Source organism: Acidithiobacillus sulfurivorans (assembly GCF_018853815.1).
Lineage (GTDB): Bacteria > Pseudomonadota > Gammaproteobacteria > Acidithiobacillales > Acidithiobacillaceae > Acidithiobacillus > Acidithiobacillus sulfurivorans.
On the sequence record NZ_JAAOMP010000075.1, the window covers coordinates 30248 to 47984 of the forward strand.

Consider the following 17737-nt stretch of genomic DNA (forward strand, 5'->3'; position numbering starts at 1 on the left):
GAAATATATATCGTTATGAAAAAAATAAATATTCCTGATTTCTTGGTATTCACGCTATACGCGTTGCCCATGTTTCTATCGCCACTTAGTACCGCAGGCACGGGTATTTCCTTGGGCCTGCTGTTGCTTGGATATGCATTGAGTGGTCATTGGAGAAACTGGCGTGTACTGCATACGAAACCATGGGCTTTGCCCTTTTTGCTCTTGTTTGGTTGGACCTTGATGGGCCTTATATGGACTTCCGATATGGCATCAGGGTTGAAGGTTGCTGAAGCGACAGGTTACGGTTTATTTGCATTAATTGGTGCGACGTTGCCTTGGCAGGAGCGTTGGGTAAAACTATTCATCCGTTTGTTTTTGGCTGGTTTGGCTTTAAACGCAGTGCTGGCTTTCCTGATGACCTGGAAAATTTTGCCATGGCAAAATACTGATAATCTTCCATATACTGGCTTTAGTGACCATATATTTTTATCTCTTGTGTTGGTTCAGGCCCTGTTATGGCTGTTATGGGATTTTCACAATTCATGGGCTATCCCTAAATGGTCTGCAGCATTACTAGGGCTGCTCTTTTTTGTTCAGCTTATCATTACGCCTGCTCGTTCTGGCCAATTGGCTTTCATTTTGGTGATGCCTATTGCGATTTGGCTACTGTATCGTGGACGCTGGAAGTATTGGGCGCTGGTTATTTTGTGTCTTGGTGTAATAGGATTGGGAATGTCACCAGTTGTACAATCTCGAGTTGAATTGGGTATTGCTAACGTCGAGCAGTTTATCGCCAATCAAAACAGTACGACCACCAGCCTTGGAATCAGAATCGCAACAATGGAAGCCGGCTGGGAAATGTTAGTTGAACATCCTCTAATGGGAGTGGGTACCGGTGATTTTTCTGGAGCAATGAAGGGTCTGCAAAATGCAGGTCAAGTCACAAATACACCGGGCATTACCAATACATCTGCGGCTAACAGTTACTTAAGCGAAGCAGCAGTCCTTGGGTTCCCTGGATTATTTTTGCTATTATGGATGATGCTTGCTGCAACGATAGAAAGCTGGAAAAACAGAAAGCAGCCTCAAGGCTGGTTTGTTTTCATGTATCTGGCTGTCTTTTGGCTTGGGGGAATATATAACACTTTGAATTGGGGGTATGACAATGCGATCGGCTGGGCCTTGGTCATAGCTATCCCAATGGCTGCTATTGGAAATCGTAAGTGAAAATTGCTGTCATTATAGTCAATTATAATGGTGAATCTAAATTGATCCCATGTATTGAATCATGGATTGCTGACGGCGGTTCTGAGTCAGATGTTGTGGTTGTGGATAACGGTAGCGTGGACAAATCCATCTCAATTCTCGAAAATCAATTCCTTTCTTTGCGGGTCATCCGGAATGCTTGCAATGGCGGCTTTGCTAAGGCTGTGAATCAAGGCATTAGTCAGTCGTGCCAGGATTTGGTTTTGATCTTGAATAATGATGCTTGCCTGGTCCCTGGTGCCATCAGGGCATTACAGAAATGTGCTTTTGAGCACCCTAATGCCGCCCTGATTGGTGCTCGTTTGGTCGATCAAAATCTGCGGCCACAAAATGTAGTGGCACCATTCCCCAATGCCTGGCGCGATTTTCTTCCCAGATTTTTGCAGAGGTTGTTCTTGCCTAGAGGGCAGATTGGTAGACTGGAAGCAGAGCATGAGCCCGTATCGGTTCCGACGTTGATTGGTGCAGCACTTATGGTGCGTAGATCTGCGTTGAAAAGGTTGGGTTTGATGGATGAAGATTTTTTCTTTTATCTGGAAGAAACTGAGTGGTGTCATCGTGCTCACATCCTTGGTTTTGAGGTCTTGTTGTGTCCCCAAGCTTTGGTGATGCACGAGCTGGGAGGGACAGCTAATCGCTATCAAGCAGCTTCGCGTATCGAATTCCACCGTTCCCGTATGCTTTACGCTCGCAAGGTTGAGGGAAGTCTTGCTTGGTTTGTATTGTCTATTCACTATTACTTTAGCTCTAGTATCAATTTGATAAGTAACGCTTTTGCTGTGGTTATGACGCTTTTTCAGGTTTCAAGATTGCGCCGCAAGACCCGGATGTATGCTGTTGTCTGGCTCTGGCATTTTTCGGGGCGGCCCTCGAGCTGGGGTTTGCCCAACAAGTGTGCGCGGCCTAAAAATGACTAATCTTTCTGTTGTTTACATCAGTAAAAACAGTGAAAAACATCTCTCGCAATCCTTAGCCAGTGTTCAGGAATTGGCTGACGAAATCTTACTGGTGGATTGTGGTTCCACAGATCAAACGACGACAATTGCCAAAAATTTTGGTGCAAGGGTGCTTCATCAGGAATGGCTTGGCTTTGGAGGGCAGAGACAATTTGCGGTGAAATCTGCCCGTTATGACTGGATTCTGATGCTGGATACCGATGAAATATTGCGTCCAGATGCCAGGAAACTCATTTTTTCGGCTATCCGTGAGAGTTCAGCGACAGGTTTCTATCTGTTGCGGCAAAATTATATTGGCCGTAAGCCGATACGGTACAGTGAATGGCGCAATGATTGGGTACTGCGTTTATTCGATAGACGGGATGGGTGTTACGACACGCAGGCAAAGGTTCATGAATCATGGCGGGGTTCTGGTCCCACTCAGCGTCTTCCCGGGGTTTCTATCGATCATTATCCATTTGCCTTTTTGAAAGAAATGTTGCCAAAATTGCAGCGTTATGCGGAACTTAACGCAGAAAAAGTGTACGCACGCGGTCGATTCATATCGGCTTGGGCACCTATGAACCATGGATTGTCGGCGTTTCTGCGTAGTTATATCCTGCGCCTGGGCATTCTGGATGGCGTCGATGGTGCCGCCATTGCCTGGACTACCGCCTTGGGTGCCTTTATGAAATATGCTATTGCCCGTGAGATGCAGTTGCAGGACAAGGAAAATTCGTGAAATTACTGCTGCTGCGCCTCAGCTCTTTGGGGGATGTGCTGCATACTCTGCCGGCCATGTCCGATCTGGCGGTGAGTCGTCCTGATGTGGAAGTGGACTGGCTGGTGGAACCTGCTTTCGCTCCGGTTGTTGCCTGGCATTCGAAAGTCAAAAATGCGATTCCTTTTTCCCTGCGGACCCTGAAAAAAGCACCACTCACTTTTCCTGCCGCACTGCGCCAGCTTCGCAACACCTTGCGTGCGAATCACTATGACGCGGTGCTGGATAGTCAGGGGCTCTATAAAAGTGCATTTTTGGCCCGGTTGGCGGGTGCTCCGGTTTTGGGACTGGCGGCGGACAGTGCCAGAGAGCCTGGGGCTTCTCGCTTATATCAACAGCGCTTTACGATTCCCTGGTCCAGTCCTGCCATTGCGCGCAATCGCCAGCTGTTCGCGGCGGCGCTGCAATATCCTCTTCCTGATACGCGGCCTGACTTTGCTTTGGCCCCTCGTCGTAGGCAATGGCAGGATCAGTCGTTGGCTGAACCGTTGGCGCAATTGGTCAGAAAGCCTTTTGTTATAGGGTTTCATGCGACTTCTGCCGCCTGGAAAACCAAGGAGTGGCCGGAACAGCACTGGATGACATTGGCTTCTCGGATGCGCGTAAGCGGCTTGAATTTAGTGCTACCCGCAGCGGACGAACGAGAGCATCTGCGGGTGGCCTCCATTCAGGCAGGTGCTGATAATGTTCTCGCGCTGCCCCGTCTCAATCTGGAAACGCTGGCCATGGTCATGAGCAGAGCGCAGGCTTTTGTCGGGATGGATACCGGACTGTCTTATCTGGGCAGTGCTCTGGGTCTGGCTGGAGTAACACTGTATGGACCTACATCCGTAGAACGTTTAGCCCATGGAGGAGGGCAACAGATTAACCTTCAAAGCCCGCAATCCTGCGCCCCCTGCGGCAAAACCCGCTGTCCGTTGCCCGAGGCGCAAAATGGCCGGATACTTTGTCAGGAGGCGCTGGATCCTGATCGGGTCTGGTCCGCTTTATCTTCCTTGCTGGAGTCGTCCGATTTATGAGTCCGTCCCTCAGACTTTTGCCGGAAGAGCGTCGTCGCTATCGTCGCCATCAATTCTGGACAGATCACGGCATATTTCGGGAATGGTTTTATGCCAATTTCCATGAAATGGCACCAGGCGTATTTCGTTCGGCACAACCTTCGCCAAGGCAGTTGCGGCTCTGGCATAAGCGCCATGCTCTCCGGGCAGTACTGAATCTGCGGGCCCCCGCGCCTCGGGAACCCCATTACCGTCTGGAACAGGAAATTTGTGACACTACCGGAATGCAGCATATTGTTCTGCATGGTTTCGGTTCCCGTGATTTACCCGAAAAAGAGCGTTTGCTGGCAGCCATGGATTTGTTGACAGAGCTCCCTAAACCTTTTTTGTTGCACTGCAAATCGGGGGCAGATCGGGCTGGGTTCATGAGTGTTCTGTACATGCATCTGGTCTTGCAGCAGCCCATTGCGGAAGCCCAAAAGCAGTTGCGCTTATGGCCATTCGGTCATATCCGTCATGCCAATACCGGGATTCTTGACTGGTTTTTCACCAGTTACCGACTGGCTCTTGCCAATGAACCGGGACTCACCTTACGCCAGTGGATAGAGCGCGATTATGACCGTGATGCGCTACTGAAGAGTTTTCGCCCCTGGTATCGTCTGGATTGGCTGACCGATCGTCTGTTGCATCGCGAATGATGAATCGCCGTATTTACGCGGGATTACTCGGTTTTTTTAGTCCGTTTTTGCTGCTTTTTACCTTATGGCGTGGCTGGCGTCGTCCGCCTTACCGGGAAAGATGGCAGGAACGCTTCGGCTGGGGAGAAATGCATCAGGATCGCCCCCTATGGATTCATGCGGTGAGTGTCGGAGAAGCCATTGCCGCCATCCCGCTGGTGCATGCCCTGCAAAAACGCTATCCGAATATTCCGATTCTGCTGACCAGCACAACCCCCACGGGTGCTGCCATCGTCGCTCAGCGTCTGGGTTCGGCGCTGCGCCAGCACTATATGCCCTATGATACTTCGGCAGCTGTAAGACGTTTTTTGAAGCGTCAGCAGCCCCGCCTTTGTCTGATTATGGAAACCGAAATCTGGCCGAATTTATGCTACTGGACGGCCCGGTTTTCTATCCCACTATTATTGATTAATGCGCGCTTGTCGCAGCGTTCACTGCGGGGATATGGACGTTTTCCAGGTTTGTTTCGCCCGGCGCTGGCCTCCATGACGGCGGTGGCGGCACAAAGTCCCGAGGATGCCGTGGCTTTCAAGAGTCTGGGCGCTTCCCGGGTCCTGGTCATCGAAAATATCAAGTACGATCTTCCTGAACCCGTGGATGCCCTGGAAAAGGGGCGCATCTGGCGACAACATCTGGCGACCCGGCAGGTTTGGGTGTTTGCCTCCACCCATGCCGGTGAGGAGAAAATAGCAATAACTGTACTCGAACATTTACGCGTGCATTGGCCCCACCTTTTGCTGGTGCTGATTCCCCGGCATCCCAGCCGATGCGAAGCGCTTGAGGCAGATCTGAAAGCGGCTGGGATATTGTCTGCGCTGCGTTCCAAGAGTGTTGAAGTTGAAAGTAAAAACGTTTTGCTGGTGGATACCTTGGGAGAAGTGATGGATTTCTATGCAGCGGCTGATCTGGTGACGGTCGGCGGCAGTTTTGTCTCTGTTGGTGGTCATAATCCATTAGAGGCGGCGGTGCTGTCCTGCCCCATCATTTTTGGCCCACACATGGAAAATTTTCGGAGTATTGCGCGGGATATGCTGATTGCTGAAGCCGCTGTTCAGGCTGATGATGCTGACGCCCTGGAGGCCCAGTTAGAGCACTGGCTGCGCCAACCCAAGGACGCTCAGGAACAGGGAAAAAGAGCTTTGGCCTTTGTCCAAAAGCAGCGCGGTTCTCTGGAAAAGATTATGCAGCTTCTGGAAGAACTGGATTTGTCCTAGAGCTGGCAGCGGTCCGGGAGGCTTTGCCGCGACTTTGGCCCGAGCCGTTGCCAGATCTAGGACAACAACCCGCTCCGCAAGCGCCATAATCCTTCCTCCAGGACACTGCGGGGTGCTGCAAAATTCAGACGCACAAAACCCGCTCCGCCCGGCCCGAAACTGGGTCCAAGATTGAGCCCGAGTCCGGCCTTGAGCAGGCTTATCTGGATCTGCTCGTCGTCGCCATAAGCCGCCACGTCGAGCCAGGCCAGATAACCGAACTCGGGAATTCGATAGCCCAGATCCGGTAGTTCCCGGCGCAGGAATTCCTGAATGAATTGTGCATTGGCAAACAGGTATTCCCGCAACGCCGTCTGCCATTCTCCACCCTGCTGCCAGGCACTGGTCATGGCCGTCAGGGCGCAGGCATTGGTCTGATGAATCTGGCTGCGATACAGCTCATCCCGAAAAGTCTGGCGTAATTCGCTGTCCGGAATAATGGCAATTCCGCCACCAATGCCGGCAATGTTGAAACTCTTGCCCGCCGAACTCAGTAATACAGACCGGGCTGCGAGCTTTGCAAAGGGAATATGTTGCGCATAACTGAGGTCGGCGTGAATTTCATCGCTGACTACCACGCAGTCGGCCGCCTTACAAAGCTGGGCCAGTCGCTGAAGTTCTTCTTCTGTCCAGACCCGCCCCACCGGGTTGTGTGGCGAACAGAACAGCAGCAGGCGAGATTGGGTTAAAGCCTTTTCCAGGGCCTGCCAGTCGATACGGTAAGTAAGGTCCGTTGCCCTTTCCAGGGGCACGAGGAGCAGCTCCCGACCATTTTTCTGCACAGCGCTCATAAAGGGAGGATAGATGGGCGGCATAACCATGACGGTGTCGCCTGGTTGAGTAAATGCCCGCACGGCTGCAAATAAGGCCGGTACCACGCCGCTGATGCTTCCCGTCGCGCCGGGTTCCGGGCGCCAGCCATGACGCGCAGCTATCCATTCGTCAGCCGCACGTAACATGGCCGGTCCGTCGCTGGGGTACCCAAAAATCGGGTGTTCCAGACGTTTTCGCAAGCCTTGGATAATAGGGTCAGGAACAGCAAAATCCATATCGGCAACCCACATGGGCAAAACCTCGCCGCCGAAGCGATGCGCTGCTTCATCCCATTTTATGGAACCGGTGCCCATGCGCGGAATAACGGCATCAAATGGCGAGACTAAATTTCCATGATTTTTCATAGGCGCTCCCAGAGGGTGGCTTGCGCGATACTGTGCTGATATTTGCGCGCGGTTTCGCGGATGACAAAGGGAATATCCAGCGGGCTTTCTTCCCGAAGCCGGAAATAGGGCGACAGGATTTCCTTGAGTGCTTCCAGGGTGCTGAGATTTTCGCCATCTTTTTTGTAGCCGCCGAGCCACTCACTGCGTGCGGTATATTCTTCCAGCCAGGTGTAAGGTGAGGTGATGAGCAAGATACCGCCCGGTACAATGCGCTCACGAATATCATCCAGAAATTTGCGGGGATGATGCAGACGATCAATGAGATTGGCTGCAACCACCAGATCATAGTCCCGATACAATGGTTTGAGATTGCAGGCGTCGGCCTGGAAAAAATGGACATGCTCCGCACTTTCCCGCAGACCCAGGGTTGCCAGGTCGATGCTCTGATAACTCCGCAAATCGCCTTCTTCAACCAGTGTGTAGGAAAAATGCCCGCGCTCACGAAGTTGTACACCGACACTGATAAAGCGCGCCGAGAAATCCAGTCCGGTCACATCCGGGCAGTATTTTGCCAGTTCAAAGCTGCTCCGCCCCACCGCGCAGCCAACATCCAAAGCCCGGCGCAATGGTTTACCAGCCATGGCACGGAGCGCCAACTCCGCGACCGCAGCCGCAAAGTTAGGTACTTCATAATAGCGGCGTCCATAGTGAAATTCCGCATACTGGGAGACCAACGCATCGCTTTCATAAATGGGTATTTCAGGAACGGTGTTGGGTGAGGTGACATAACGGAATCCGGCGTGCTGAAAAAAATGCCGGCGGAAAGCATAACGTGCTTCCTGCTGCATTTCGTTACCAAGGCTGATAAACGATCCGCCTTTCATCAGATTATGCTGCTGATCAAAAGTCGGCACTGTAAAATCGTCGTACACCGGATGGACTTCGAAGCCCGGAAAAGGATAAATCGGTGTGCTGGTCCATTCCCAGACGTTACCCATCAAGTCGTAAAATTGGCCCTGGGGAAACTGGTCCACCGGACAGGGTGAGCAGCCGACACTCAAGCCAATATTGGCGGGGACCGCATCTTTCCAGCCATCGCTGTCACCCAATGCACTGAGATTGCGGAGATGGCGCCACTCGTCCTCACTGGGAAGACGCAGGTTTTCACCGGTTTGAGTCGATTTCCAGCGACAAAAAGCGGCTGCTTCCAGGGCGTTCACCTCAACCGGCCAGTTCCAGGGCATGGGCCGCTCTTCGGCAATCAGGCGCAACCGCCATCCTTCGGAATTAGGCACCCAAAATGGTGGATGTTCAGCGCGACTGAAGCGCCGCCAGCCATCGCCTTCTTCATCCCACCAGTCGGGATTGTGATAACCACCTTCATCGACGAAGGCAAGAAACTCCTGGTTACTGACCAGAAACTTTGCGGCGGCAAAAGGCTGCAGTTCATGTTGATGGCTTCCGTACTCGTTGTCCCAGCCATATTGGCGGTCATCTTTTGCCTTGCCCAGCTCAACGAGACCGCCGGGCACGGGCAGCAGAGCATTTTGTGGAGCCGTGCCGGCCTGATCCCAGGGTGCAAAGGCGGCTACCGGGCTGAGCCGGGAAATTGACAGCTGGCGCATCAGGACTGAGCTGGTTTCCAGATGAATGTTTTCGTGTTCAATACCCATCAGGATGACCCACCAGGGTGAATCCCAGGTAATGGGGAGGGTCAGGGGTAACTCCGAGATGAGTCGGTCCACCATCTCCCTTACCTGCTGGCGATAGTCGCGAACGCTTTCCGGGGCCGGCCAGTCATAATGGGTTTCGTCCAGGTCATCCCAGGACATCTCATCAACGCCGACGGCAAATACGGATTCCAGATGCGGGTCCAGACGGGCTTCAATCAGTCCCGCAAATTGCAATTTGTTCACATAAAAAGTAGCCGTATGCCCGAAGTAAAAAATCAGGGGGTGCCGCAGAGGAATAGCTTTTTCCACCCAGGCAGCAGAGTCCTGCAAGTGATCAAACAAGGATTCATACAAGGAGAAGGTTTCATGGAAAACCCTGCGAATTTCTTCCCGTTTTTGTTCAGCATTCTCACCGTCCAGACGAAGTGGAGTAATGCGTGTACGCGTCATGATTGCCCCTTTAAGTCATTTCTGTTTGTCATCCCTAGTCTAACACAAGATACCGTCCGGTCGGATGCTTGGGAAGGGCCTGACAAACAGGCTCAGGTGTTGCGCGCAGGGTCCAATAATTTGCGCGCCAGCGGCGGCATGATCAGCAGCATCATCAACAAGCGAATAAGGTGGGCACCGAGGACAAAAAGGACATTACCGTGGGCTGCCATGCTCACAGCAACAGCTGCATACAGGGCACCGGGTGCGGTCGCCAGATAACCATCCAGATCACTGACGCCGACCAGATGCGCCAGGAGAACGCCGAGCAGGGCGCAGCACAGGTTCAGGACGAGAATAATGAGCAAAGCTCGGGGAATCAGGCGCAAGTGCAGGCGCAGGCGGCTTATGGACAGTTGCAGCCCAGCCTGCCAGCCAATCAGTAAATAGGCAGCTTCCAGAAGCGGACCAGGAAGCGCCTGGGTTGGATTGACGTGAAGCAAGGTCAGCAGGAGGGTGAGCAGCAAAGGCCCCAACAAATAGGGCGCGGTGATGTGGATTTTTCGGGCCAACCAGATACCGAAAGGAGCCCCCGGCAGCAGCAACAGGAGACTTCCTGCCCAGGATGCGGGTAAATGCGCGCCCGCCAAAGTCGCCGTATTTGCGTTGTGATTGTGAAATACAAAGAGAACCACCAGAGGCAGACTGATCATGACCAGAATGACGCGCAGGTATTGCATGATCGCCACCAGTCCTACATCGGCATCGAATTCCTGGGCAATGGCGGTAATCCCGGCCGCCCCTCCTGCAGTCATGGACAGCAGACCGGTACTGGCTTTGATTTGCGTCCAGCGGCTGAAAAGCAAACCAGAAGCCAAGCTCAAAATCAGGGTGCCAGCCGTTACCAGCAATATGGGTAGCAGATGGGCGGAAATGGCGTTTAGCGCAGCAGTCGTAAACATCAAACCAATAGCCATGCCCAGTATGGCTTGCCCGGCTCGGGAAAAATGCCGGGGATAAGCCAGATTCCCGAGACTGTTGACAGCGATTCCGGTAGCAACACCGGCAAACAGAGCTGCGGCGGGAATCTGCCAGAAGCGGAATAAAACGCTCAGCAGGACACTGCCCACAAGCAGTAATATCCAACGTCCCGTTATTCCAGAAACGGTTCCCAAAAGTCGCGCAAAAAAAGTTTGATCCCCGGCTTTGCTTTTCAAGCGCCGCCCTTAAATCCCAATTGTCGCCATGCTTCAAATACACCCACAGCACAGGCATTGGAAAGATTCAGGCTGCGCTGTCCCGGACGCATGGGTAAACGCAGGACTTGACCGGTGGGAAGGCTCTCCAGGATTGGCGTGGGCAGGCCACGCGTTTCCGGCCCGAACAGCAGGGCATCGCCTACCTGAAAAGCCACTTGCTGATACAGGTTTTTTCCTTTGGTACTGAATGCAAAAATACGTGCTCCATGCAGCGCGTTCAGGCAATGTTGCCAATCCGGATGGCGCAGCACCTCTGCAAATTCATGATAATCCAGTCCCGCACGGCGCAGGCGACGATCATCCCAGGCGAAGCCCAACGGCTCTACCAGGTGCAGACGTGCCCCGGTGTTGGCGCAGAGCCGGATAACATTGCCGGTATTGGGCGGGATTTCCGGCTCATAAAGGATGACGTGCAAAAAAGTCTCAGGCATGGGCAGGGGCCGTTTCTCGCAGGGCGCGGGCCAGAACCCAGACATCAATACGCTGGACACCCACACTTTTTAATAACTCGGCAATTTGCCCCGCTGTTGTTCCCGTCGTCATCACATCATCGACGATGGCCACATGGGCGGGCAATTTGCCGTGCAGGGTAAAGGCGGAATCCAGATTATCCCGTCGGGCGGCAGCACTCAGTCCGGTTTGGTGGCGGGTATTCCGACAGCGCCGCAAGACTCCTGGTTTTACCGGAATATGCCAGCGTTTTCCCCAATGCCGTGCCAGCAGTAGTGCCTGATTGTAGCCGCGCTCGCGCAGTCGTTTGGGGTGCAGAGGCACGGGTAGTAAGCATTCGGGATGAGAAGGCGCGTGTCCTCCCCAACCCTCTGCCCAAGTCGTTGCCAAAGCGCGAGTCCAGTCCAGACGCTGGTGGAATTTCCAGGCGAGAATGGCAGCATTCAGGGGTTCGGCATACACAAAAGGCGTGTAGACATGATCGTACTGGGGCGCTTCTACAGAACATACCGGGCAGTCACCGTTGGCCTGGAGCGGCAATGCACAATAACTGCAACGGTTTTCTGGCAGACGTGGCCAATCCTGGGCACAGGCCGCGCAGAGGGCGGCACCAGCCATGCCACAGGCGCGACAGTGTTCAGGGAAAAGCCACTGAGTGAGTTTTCGTCTGCTTTGGTAGAGCTGTTGCAGAGAGAAGCGAGGCAAGGGAATCCGTACACCTTTTGCGAAAATGGGAGGCTGCAGTTTGTGGATTCTGGCGCTTCGGGCTGACATTGACAAGGTAGATACCCGTCCTTATAAGAAGCTATGTCTGATACAGCAGAAAATACTTGGAGTACGCAGCTTGCGGATATTCGTCGGCAGGGACTATGGCGAGAGTTGCAGTCTCTGCAACCGGACCCGGACGCTGATCGTCCCCAGTTTGTGGATGCGGAAGGTCGCTCACTACTGTCTTTTGCCAGTAACGACTATCTGGGTCTGAGTAGGGAGCCTGCGTTACGACAGGCAGCTATTGCCGAAATTGAACGCAGTGGGGTGGGCGCTGGCGCAGCTCCCCTGCTGGGCGGTGAGCGTCCGGCCCATCAGGCTTTGGCGGCAGATTTGGCACGCTGGTTGGGTGTGGAAGCGGTGCTGCTTTTCGGGAGTGGATATCTGGCTAATCTGGGAATCATTTCTGCCTTGGTCGGCCGTCTGGACCGGGTTTACGCCGATCGTCTCAATCATGCCTCTCTGGTAGATGGCGTGCGCCTGTCCGGGGCGCGTCTGCAGCGTTACCGGCACGGCGATATGGCGCATTTGCAGCAACTGCTGGAACGCGGTACTTCGGGGCAGGCGTGGATCATCACTGATGGTGTATTCAGTATGGACGGTGATCTCGCCCCCCTGCCTGAAATCGTAACCCTTGCCCGCCGGTATCAGGCCAGAATTATTCTCGATGAAGCCCACGCCTTTGGCGTGTTGGGCGCAGAGGGGAGAGGGACCCTCGCGCACTATCAACTGGATACACACTCTGTGGATGTCATCATGGGGACGCTTGGCAAGGCTTTTGGCGTCTATGGCGCCTTTGTGGCAGGCAGCCAGGATCTGATTGACCTGCTGCGTAACCGGGCGCGGAGTTTTATTTATCATACGGCCATGCCTGCGGCACTGGCGGCGGCGGCGCGAGCCTCTTTGCAGTTGTTGCGCGGCGGAGAGGCTCGTCGTGCCCGCCTGGTAGAGCATCAGGACTGGCTGCATGCCCAGCTTCCCGATGCGCCCTGGCTGCCCAGCGCAACGCCCATCCAGGGGCTGGTGTTGGGAGAGGCAGCGGTGGCTGTGCAGACAGCTGCCAGATTGCGCGAGGCCGGACTGTACTGCCCGGCAGTGCGTCCCCCGACCGTGCCTAAGGGCAGCGCACGTTTGCGGATTACCCTCAGTGCTGCGCATCATCGTGAAGATCTAGCGCAGTTGGTGGTCGCCCTTCGGGAGATTTTATGAGTTGGTATCGGGAACAGACGGGTCAAGGGCCAGCCTTGCTGTTGCTCCACGGTTGGGGCATGGAAAGCCGGGTTTTTGCAGGCTGGCGCCCTTTTCTGGAAAAGCATTTTACCTGCATTTCCTACGATCTGCCCGGCCATGGCCGCAGCCCTTGTACGGCGGATGGCATGCAATGGGCTTATGTTCTGGAACAGTTGGCGGACATGCTGCGTCGTGAAGTAGAGACGCCGATTTTGTTGGGTTGGTCTCTGGGTGGGCTGCTCGCCCTCGGGCTGGGGTTGACGCAGCCCGCATTGTTGAAAGGGTTGGTACTGATGGCGAGTTCACCGAGTTTCCGCCAGCGTCCTGACTGGACGGCAGGGATTCCTGCCGCAACCCTGGAAGATTTTGGCCAGCGCCTGCACAATGATCCCCAGGGAACCCGCAAAAGGTTTTTAGCTCTGCAGGTTTTGGGTGATCCACAAGGGCGACGGGCACTGGAGGGCATGACCAACTGGCCGTCGCCTGATCCCGTCTGTCTGGCTGATGGATTGGCTCTTCTCCAGGAAGTGGATTTACGTGATCGACTGGATAGCCTGTCCATGCCGGTTCAGCTGATTCATGGTGCCCAGGACCGCATTGTGCCTCCGGAAGCCAGTTTTTACCTGCAGCAACATCTTCCCGACAGCCATCTGAACGTGCTGGAAAAGGCAGGGCATGCGCCCTTTTTATCCCAGCCGCAAACCTGCCGGGATGCTCTTTTGGAGGTCTGGGTATGAATCCATCGACGCCAGCAGATTATCAGCTGGAAAAGCGCGCGATCCGCCGCGCTTTTGACCAGGCTGCCAGCTCCTATGAGGCCAGTGCTGTTCTTCAGGATCAGGTAGGCCAGCAACTGATCGAACGGCTGGATCTGGTCAAGCTGGAACCGCAATGGATTCTGGATCTGGGCAGCGGCACCGGCCTGCAAAGTCGGCGCTTGAATCGTCGTTATCCCAAGGCACGGTTGCTGGCGGTGGATTTGGCCGCCGGCATGCTCCAGCAGGCGCGGCTGCGTAAGAGCTGGCGGCAACGCCAGTTCTTTTGTCAGGGGGATGCCGAACATCTGCCGCTGGCGACGGGATCCATGGACTTGCTTTTCGCCAACATGTCCATTCAATGGTGTAATGATCTGGATCGGGTGTTGCGCGAATTTGCCCGAGTCCTGCGTCCTGGGGGGCTGTTGATGTTCAGCACCCTGGGCCCGGACACCCTCACCGAGTTGCGCCAGTCTTTTGCCAGAATGGATGATCAACCCCATGTCATACAGTTTATGGATATGCACGATATTGGCGATGCACTGGTCCGCCAGGGTTATGAAATGCCGGTGCTGGATGTCGAACATTTTCAATTGACTTACGCAGCGCTGGAGGATCTTTTGCGCGACTTGCGCAGCATTGGTGCGACCAATGCCACCGTACAGCGACCGCGCGGATTGTTGACGCCCGGTCGTTTGCAAATTCTGCGCGATGCTTATGAACAGTTCCGTAAAGATGGGCGTTTGCCGGCCACCTATGAGGTCGTTTACGGGCATGCCTGGAGCAGTGGGCCGCGTCCTGAGATTCGCGAAGATGGCGCAGTTACCCTGCCCTATCCGCAAATGCGGAGGCATATAAAATGAATCCGGCAGAAACATTGGGAAACCCGCCCACGCAGCCGCTCCGGAGTCTTTTTGTCACCGGGACGGATACAGGTGTTGGCAAGACGGCGGTGACAGCCGCTCTGGCGCAACGCTGTGCACGTGAAATGGGCCGGGTCGCAGCCTTGAAGCCGGTGGTTTCCGGTGTGGAAGCCGATGGGCAGTGGAGTGATGTGGAAATCCTGCGCGCCGCATCAACGCCCCCACGCTCTTTTGAACAAACCTGCCTTTATGCTTTGGATCCGCCCATCGCTCCGCATTGGGCGGCAGCACAAGCCGGTCTGGCGCTGGAGCGGCGCAAGATTCGCCAATTTATCAAGCAACAGTCAGCAGGTATGCATGCTGTTCTGGTAGAGGGAGCGGGCGGTTTTCTGGTCCCGCTGGGTGATAATTGGGGTTTTGCTGACCTGGCCCATGATTTGCAATTTCCGGTGCTGTTGGTCGTAGGCCTGCGCCTCGGTGCCATCAACCATGCCCTGCTTAGCGCCGAGGCTATTCTTGCCCGTGCTTTGCCGATGGCGGGCTGGGTGGCCAATCATCTTCAAAGCGATCTCGCTCCGGGAACCCTGGAAACATTGCAGCGACTGATGCCCAGCCCCTGCCTGGGAGAAATCCCCTTTCAGGCAGAGGCATCCAGTGTCTGGAGAAGCCAGTATCTGTCTCTTCCGGCATGTTGGGATTGATGTTAGGATTCAAACGGCTGCCATAAAAAAATAGAGGGCAGTTGGTCACGGCGCGGCGGGTATTATAGCGGGAGCCGTGACAGTGAAACGTAGATATTCTGATGGAGCGTGAATGTCATGAAATCATTCAAGAGCATAGCCTTGTTGGTGGGTACCAATTTACTTATTTTTATCACCCTTTCCATTACTTTTTCGGTCCTGGTGAATCTGGTTTTACCCGCTTTTGGCGTAGATCTGCGCGGGGTGGTCAGTGTGACCGATTTACTCTGGGCGCTGGTCATTGGTTTTGGGGGTGCTTTTATTTCCCTGCTGATGTCCAAGCACCTGGCGCGGGCAGGTATGCAGATGCAACGCATCGAGCAACCTCAGTCCGCCAAGGAGCGTCTGGTTTACGATACCGTGGCGCAGTTGTCTACGCGTTTGGGCATCCGGATGCCGGAAGTCTGGGTTTACTGGAATGATGATCCCAATGCTTTTGCTACGGGGCCGGGGCGTAACCACAGCATGGTGGCAGTCAGCAGCGGGCTTGTGAATCTGCTCAATGATAATGAAATTCGAGCGGTGCTGGCCCATGAAATGGGTCATGTTTACAATGGGGATATGGTCAGCACGACTTTGCTTCAGGGGTTAATGAATACTTTTGTATTCTGGTTGTCGATGTTGGCGGCCCGGCAATTTGATGATCGCCCGATGATTGCTTTTGCGGTTTCCATGTTCCTGCAAGTTGCCTTGTCGTTTTTGGCGCTGATTCCCATCACCTGGTTTTCACGTCGCCGGGAATTTGCGGCAGATCGCTTTGCCGCTGAGCAGATTGGGGCTAGCGCGATGATTTCTGCCTTGCAGAAGCTGCATCAGCGGGCCACAGCCATGCATGTTGAGCATGATGCGGTCCGTGATCCCATGGCGACTGCCTATATATCGGGTAGCTGGAAGGGGCTTTTTGCGACCCATCCCAGCCTTGAAGCGCGGGTTGCGGCTTTGCAGGCTCTGCAAAAAGGGTATAGTTATTCGTAGTGTTCTGGCTGGGGAGTGATTGTAGATGCACCTGAATATGAGAGTGGACAGCATTGCGCCCTGAGCGGGTAAAACCGGTTCTCCTCAGCAGTCAAAATGCCTCCGTCATTTTTCCGGATCCGGAACAAGCCGACAGTAACCTGATTGCAGTAGGGGGTGATTTATCCCGAAAGCGTATTCTTCAGGCTTATACTCAGGGTGTATTCCCCTGGTTTGGTGAAGAAGATCCCATCTTGTGGTGGTCCCCTGATCCTCGTGGGGTGCTGGAACCCCATGCCATTCATGTCAGTCGCAGTTTAATAAAAAATGCCGAATTCGCGTCCTGGCAGGTGGTTCTGGATCAGGATTTCGCTGGTGTTATGGATGAGTGTGCGGCTCCGCGTTCAGGTCAGGGCGGAACCTGGATAACTGCCGAGATGCGCAATGCCTATCTGGATCTTTTTGCTGCGGGTGCTGCCCACTGTGTAGAAATTCTTCAACATGACCAGAGGGTCGGTGGATTATATGGCGTCGAGCTGGGCGCAATTTTTTTCGGAGAATCGATGTTCAGCCGGGTTCCCGACGCCTCAAAAATTGCCTTGGTCTGGCTGGCTCGACATTTGGAGCATTGGGGTTTTGGTCTGATTGATACCCAGTTTTTGACCCCACACCTGCAAAGCATGGGCGCTTCTGAAATTCCACGTGCTGAATTTTTGCAGCGTTTGACCAGGCTGAAAGCCCAGGCCACTCAAGGAGCGTGGCAGGAACTCCTGCCCTGGGAGCACATTTTTTGGCGATGAGTTTTTATATGTCGACCTTGCAAACCTGTCCCTATTTACCTGAACAGGAAGAATTACTGGTGTTGAGTGATCCGCGCGCAGTGCTGGAGAGTGTGGAGTACGATCAACTGTTACAAAAGGGCTTTCGACGCAATGGTCCGGTCGCGTATCGGCCTATGTGTCCGCAATGTGATGCGTGTATTTCCGTTCGCATCCCGGTGGATCATTTCCAGCCGGACCGGGGGCAGAAACGCACCTGGGCACGTAATCAGGATCTCAGCCTGCGTGTGGCACGACCATACCGGGATGCGCAACATGCCCGCCTGTTTGCCGATTATCAGCGGTTGCGACATCCAGATGGCGGTATGGACCAAGAGTCTGATCGCCTGTATGCAGAAATGATGGCAGATACCAGCGCCGTGGATTCGCGGCTGTTGATATTTGAAAAGGCTGATGAACCCTTTGCAGTAGCTCTGGTTGATCAGGTAGATTGTGGATTGTCAGCAGTTTATACATTTTATCGAACAGACCTGGCGAAACGCGGCTTGGGTATTTTTGCGATTCTGAGTCAGATTGAATGGGCCCGCAAACAGGGGTTTTCTCATCTGTATCTGGGTTATTGGGTCGCAGAAAGTCCAAAAATGGATTATAAAAGGCGTTTTTCGCCCCTGGAAGGTTTTATCGCTGGTGAATGGCGACCGCTTTCCACTCACATTTAATCCATA

At 54.0% G+C, this 17737-nt stretch carries 18 protein-coding genes; 13 read left to right on the plus strand and 5 right to left on the minus strand.

The window, feature by feature from the left end; genetic code table 11:
• Nucleotides 1–15 precede the first annotated feature (15 nt).
• Genes HAP95_RS06730 through waaA form a run of 6 tightly spaced genes read left to right on the plus strand, consistent with a single transcriptional unit; the run spans nt 16 to nt 5913 of the window.
• Nucleotides 16–1209 (plus strand): O-antigen ligase family protein, encoded by a 1194-nt coding sequence (locus HAP95_RS06730; RefSeq protein ID WP_215883520.1) that lies wholly within the window; start codon nt 16–18, stop codon nt 1207–1209.
• Nucleotides 1206–2165 carry a glycosyltransferase family 2 protein gene (locus HAP95_RS06735; RefSeq protein WP_215883521.1) on the plus strand — a complete coding sequence of 320 codons (960 nt, stop codon included), beginning with the start codon at nt 1206–1208 and terminating at the stop codon, nt 2163–2165. Before HAP95_RS06730 ends, HAP95_RS06735 begins: the two co-directional genes overlap by 4 nt.
• Complete coding sequence (locus HAP95_RS06740; protein ID WP_215883522.1) at nt 2158–2925, plus strand: glycosyltransferase family 2 protein; 768 nt, start codon at nt 2158–2160, stop codon at nt 2923–2925. Before HAP95_RS06735 ends, HAP95_RS06740 begins: the two co-directional genes overlap by 8 nt.
• Nucleotides 2922–3983: a lipopolysaccharide heptosyltransferase I gene (gene waaC, locus HAP95_RS06745; RefSeq protein WP_215883523.1), complete on the plus strand. Its 1062-nt coding sequence runs from the start codon at nt 2922–2924 to the stop codon at nt 3981–3983. The genes HAP95_RS06740 and waaC overlap by 4 nt, the downstream gene beginning before the upstream one ends.
• A complete protein-coding gene (locus tag HAP95_RS06750) occupies nt 3980–4660 on the plus strand; it encodes a protein-tyrosine phosphatase family protein (RefSeq protein ID WP_215883524.1) in 681 nt (226 codons plus the stop codon). Before waaC ends, HAP95_RS06750 begins: the two co-directional genes overlap by 4 nt.
• Nucleotides 4657–5913, plus strand: a complete 1257-nt coding sequence (gene waaA / locus HAP95_RS06755) for a lipid IV(A) 3-deoxy-D-manno-octulosonic acid transferase (protein WP_215883525.1) — start codon at nt 4657–4659, stop codon at nt 5911–5913. The genes HAP95_RS06750 and waaA overlap by 4 nt, the downstream gene beginning before the upstream one ends.
• Nucleotides 5914–5969: 56 nt before the next feature.
• Here waaA and HAP95_RS06760 read toward each other — a convergent pair whose 3' ends face one another.
• The 5 genes from HAP95_RS06760 to HAP95_RS06780 all read right to left on the minus strand — a co-directional run bounded on the left by HAP95_RS06760 (nt 5970) and on the right by HAP95_RS06780 (nt 11628).
• On the minus strand, nt 5970–7130 hold the full coding sequence (locus tag HAP95_RS06760) for a MalY/PatB family protein (RefSeq protein WP_215883526.1): 1161 nt from the start codon (nt 7128–7130) through the stop codon (nt 5970–5972).
• Nucleotides 7127–9235 (minus strand): 5-histidylcysteine sulfoxide synthase, encoded by a 2109-nt coding sequence (gene ovoA, locus HAP95_RS06765; protein ID WP_215883527.1) that lies wholly within the window; start codon nt 9233–9235, stop codon nt 7127–7129. The genes HAP95_RS06760 and ovoA overlap by 4 nt, the downstream gene beginning before the upstream one ends.
• A gap of 92 nt (nt 9236–9327) precedes the next feature.
• The gene (locus tag HAP95_RS06770) at nt 9328–10431 is read right to left on the minus strand and encodes an AbrB family transcriptional regulator (protein ID WP_215883528.1); all 1104 of its coding nucleotides are present in this window, start codon (nt 10429–10431) and stop codon (nt 9328–9330) included.
• A complete protein-coding gene (gene trmL, locus HAP95_RS06775) occupies nt 10428–10904 on the minus strand; it encodes a tRNA (uridine(34)/cytosine(34)/5-carboxymethylaminomethyluridine(34)-2'-O)-methyltransferase TrmL (RefSeq protein ID WP_215883529.1) in 477 nt (158 codons plus the stop codon). The genes HAP95_RS06770 and trmL overlap by 4 nt, the downstream gene beginning before the upstream one ends.
• Nucleotides 10897–11628, minus strand: a complete 732-nt coding sequence (locus HAP95_RS06780) for a ComF family protein (protein WP_368356563.1) — start codon at nt 11626–11628, stop codon at nt 10897–10899. Before HAP95_RS06780 ends, trmL begins: the two co-directional genes overlap by 8 nt.
• 102 nt (nt 11629–11730) lie before the next feature.
• Between HAP95_RS06780 and bioF the strand changes: the two genes are divergently transcribed.
• From bioF to HAP95_RS06815, 7 genes are all read left to right on the plus strand, one after another.
• Nucleotides 11731–12900 carry an 8-amino-7-oxononanoate synthase gene (gene bioF / locus HAP95_RS06785; RefSeq protein ID WP_215883531.1) on the plus strand — a complete coding sequence of 390 codons (1170 nt, stop codon included), beginning with the start codon at nt 11731–11733 and terminating at the stop codon, nt 12898–12900.
• A complete protein-coding gene (locus HAP95_RS06790; RefSeq protein ID WP_215883532.1) occupies nt 12897–13658 on the plus strand; it encodes an alpha/beta fold hydrolase in 762 nt (253 codons plus the stop codon). Before bioF ends, HAP95_RS06790 begins: the two co-directional genes overlap by 4 nt.
• On the plus strand, nt 13655–14539 hold the full coding sequence (gene bioC, locus HAP95_RS06795) for a malonyl-ACP O-methyltransferase BioC (protein ID WP_215883533.1): 885 nt from the start codon (nt 13655–13657) through the stop codon (nt 14537–14539). Before HAP95_RS06790 ends, bioC begins: the two co-directional genes overlap by 4 nt.
• Nucleotides 14536–15240 carry a dethiobiotin synthase gene (gene bioD, locus HAP95_RS06800; protein ID WP_215883534.1) on the plus strand — a complete coding sequence of 235 codons (705 nt, stop codon included), beginning with the start codon at nt 14536–14538 and terminating at the stop codon, nt 15238–15240. The genes bioC and bioD overlap by 4 nt, the downstream gene beginning before the upstream one ends.
• A 117-nt stretch (nt 15241–15357) precedes the next feature.
• Nucleotides 15358–16254: a protease HtpX gene (gene htpX, locus HAP95_RS06805; protein ID WP_215883535.1), complete on the plus strand. Its 897-nt coding sequence runs from the start codon at nt 15358–15360 to the stop codon at nt 16252–16254.
• 53 nt (nt 16255–16307) lie between these two features.
• Nucleotides 16308–17033: a leucyl/phenylalanyl-tRNA--protein transferase gene (aat, locus tag HAP95_RS06810; protein ID WP_215883536.1), complete on the plus strand. Its 726-nt coding sequence runs from the start codon at nt 16308–16310 to the stop codon at nt 17031–17033.
• 8 nt (nt 17034–17041) lie between these two features.
• Nucleotides 17042–17731 (plus strand): arginyltransferase, encoded by a 690-nt coding sequence (locus tag HAP95_RS06815; protein WP_264318825.1) that lies wholly within the window; start codon nt 17042–17044, stop codon nt 17729–17731.
• Nucleotides 17732–17737 lie beyond the last annotated feature (6 nt).

Excerpts from the sequence above, each read along its gene's own strand:
- HAP95_RS06740 (WP_215883522.1), top strand. The coding sequence starts at position 2,158 with ATGACTAATCTTTCTGTTGTTTACATCAGTAAAAACAGTGAAAAACAT.
- HAP95_RS06730 (WP_215883520.1), top strand. The coding sequence starts at position 16 with ATGAAAAAAATAAATATTCCTGATTTCTTGGTATTCACGCTATACGCG.
- bioD (WP_215883534.1), top strand. The coding sequence starts at position 14,536 with ATGAATCCGGCAGAAACATTGGGAAACCCGCCCACGCAGCCGCTCCGG.
- trmL (WP_215883529.1), bottom strand. The coding sequence starts at position 10,904 with ATGCCTGAGACTTTTTTGCACGTCATCCTTTATGAGCCGGAAATCCCG.
- waaA (WP_215883525.1), top strand. The coding sequence starts at position 4,657 with ATGATGAATCGCCGTATTTACGCGGGATTACTCGGTTTTTTTAGTCCG.
- bioF (WP_215883531.1), top strand. The coding sequence starts at position 11,731 with ATGTCTGATACAGCAGAAAATACTTGGAGTACGCAGCTTGCGGATATT.
- HAP95_RS06750 (WP_215883524.1), top strand. The coding sequence starts at position 3,980 with ATGAGTCCGTCCCTCAGACTTTTGCCGGAAGAGCGTCGTCGCTATCGT.
- HAP95_RS06760 (WP_215883526.1), bottom strand. The coding sequence starts at position 7,130 with ATGAAAAATCATGGAAATTTAGTCTCGCCATTTGATGCCGTTATTCCG.
- htpX (WP_215883535.1), top strand. The coding sequence starts at position 15,358 with ATGAAATCATTCAAGAGCATAGCCTTGTTGGTGGGTACCAATTTACTT.
- bioC (WP_215883533.1), top strand. The coding sequence starts at position 13,655 with ATGAATCCATCGACGCCAGCAGATTATCAGCTGGAAAAGCGCGCGATC.
- ovoA (WP_215883527.1), bottom strand. The coding sequence starts at position 9,235 with ATGACGCGTACACGCATTACTCCACTTCGTCTGGACGGTGAGAATGCT.
- HAP95_RS06815 (WP_264318825.1), top strand. The coding sequence starts at position 17,042 with ATGTCGACCTTGCAAACCTGTCCCTATTTACCTGAACAGGAAGAATTA.
- HAP95_RS06790 (WP_215883532.1), top strand. The coding sequence starts at position 12,897 with ATGAGTTGGTATCGGGAACAGACGGGTCAAGGGCCAGCCTTGCTGTTG.